2 protein-coding genes are annotated in these 1,816 nt (G+C 60.6%); both read right to left on the bottom strand.

The genetic code is table 11. The features are described from left to right. Nucleotides 1-86: 86 nt before the first annotated feature. Nucleotides 87-575, bottom strand: coding sequence for a hypothetical protein (locus tag QZH52_RS38540; RefSeq protein ID WP_301816535.1), 489 nt, complete (start codon nucleotides 573-575; stop codon nucleotides 87-89). 182 nt (nucleotides 576-757) lie between these two features. Further along, on the bottom strand, nucleotides 758-1,426 hold the full coding sequence (locus QZH52_RS38535) for an SOS response-associated peptidase (RefSeq protein ID WP_301816534.1): 669 nt from the start codon (nucleotides 1,424-1,426) through the stop codon (nucleotides 758-760). Nucleotides 1,427-1,816 lie beyond the last annotated feature (390 nt).

Below are 1,816 nucleotides of genomic sequence, written 5' to 3'. Positions count from 1 at the left end.
CACCTCCCGAAGGAAGCAGTCGCTGCGCGGCAAGCCGCTTCGGGCTACGCCCTACGCGCCTTGCCGCGCAGCGAGTGAAAGAAGACTTACACCACTTCCTGGGACATCAACTTGTGGACTACAAGTTGTCTCATGCCCGCCCTGGTCTTGAACAGGTCATCCCACCAAGAGCCTGGTTGATCCAGCTCAGCAAGGAGTGGCCCTACCGGCGCCAACTCCCTAGGATGATTTTGCAGCCAGGCATTCTTAATCCCGCCCATGCTGTCATCGCGATTGCTCTGAAACTGCAACGCAAGGGCAATCACAATCGCCACGTCATCTACGACAGTGCCTAGGTAATTCAAGAGCGAATCGGCCAGACATTCGCCACTAAGCATCTGCGGCAAACCTTCTAGCATCATGCTGTCACGCGTGTATTCCTCCACGATCCTTTGCATGGTTCCGTTCAACTGCTGCACTGAGTAAAGAAAGCGCTGAACAACCTGACTGAGATGTCGCTGAATGTCGAGGGCTCGTGCCACGTCCACCGGTCGAATGAGGCCACCACGAGCTAGCTCGTCGGCAAAAGACAGCATCCCAAAGCGCATCGAAGGAAAACATCCGCTAGGAATTGTCCCTGTCGGTGGAAGAGCGCTGTAGAGGCCGTGACGAGTGGGCATGATTGTGCGGCGGCTAGCGCCGATAGCTGAGGGCTGTTTCAAAGCCTGCTCTTGGCTGCCGATGGCCGCCGTTCGTCACTTGCGGCCGCCAGACTGCATCAGCCCGGCTCCATGATCGGTCCGGCGTCGAACACCTCGACCGGCGTCAGCTTGAGCAACTGCTGCGCCTCCTCGATGGTCCCGGCCAGCCACTGGTCGACGTCACCGAGCTCGATCGGGATCACCGAGCGTTTGTCCTGCTGGTCCGGCGGCAGCTTCGGATCTGGCTTGTGCATCCGGTTCATCAGCGGGTGGTGGTCGGCGTTCAGGGTGAGCATCGTGTAGCTCTCGTGCACCTCGCCCGTGGCTTTGTCGGTCCAGGTGCTCCACAGGCCGGCCGGGCCCCACGGATCGCCGTCGGCGCGGCGGAACTGCCACCACTGGTTTTTCCCGCTCTCCCAGTTCGGCTCGTCGAAGCTGGCCGCCGGGATGATGCAGCGCTGGCCGCGCTTCCAGGGGTCCTTGAAGGTGGCCTTGGCCGCCAGCTCTTCGGCCCGCGCGTTGTTCGTGCTGAAAGTCAGCTTGGCGGTCTTGGCGAACCAGGGGATCAGGGCCCACTGGCCGACCACGAGCTCGCGCTCGTAGCCGCTGGCGTCGCGCGCGCGGCGGATGAACGGGCCCGGCGCACGCGGGAACACTTGACGCGGCCAGGACAGTTGGTTGTGACGGCCGATGTGCCAGAAGCGCTCGACTTCCCACACCTCCGGCGTCTCGTATCGATTGCACATCGGCGCATTGTGCTGGAAGGCCGAAGGACGGCACCGGGCCCATACGTGCTCATGCTATTTCCTTCATGTTCTGCAATTTGAGAAACGCCTCATTTTTGGTCAACCACCGTGTCCAGATCATGAAAGGCACCATTAGTTTGCCGCGCTTCGAGGTCGTGAACAGATCATCCGATATGTCATTCATGAATCGCACTCGGTACGGCTCTGGAATTCGGTGTACCAACGCGTACATCACGCCGTTCGCCATTGATGGTCGAACAGCGTCGACGAGTCTGTGGTGGTTGATGTCCCAGGAAGTGGTGTAAGTCTTCTTTCACTCGCTGCGCGGCAAGGCGCGTAGGGCGTAGCCCGAAGCGGCTTGCCGCGCAGCGACTGCTTCCTTCGGGAGGT

Source organism: Variovorax ginsengisoli (genome assembly GCF_030486595.1).
Lineage (GTDB): Bacteria > Pseudomonadota > Gammaproteobacteria > Burkholderiales > Burkholderiaceae_C > Variovorax > Variovorax ginsengisoli_B.
Note: the sequence above shows the minus strand (reverse complement) of the source record. Positions and strands in the feature narration are given on the sequence as shown.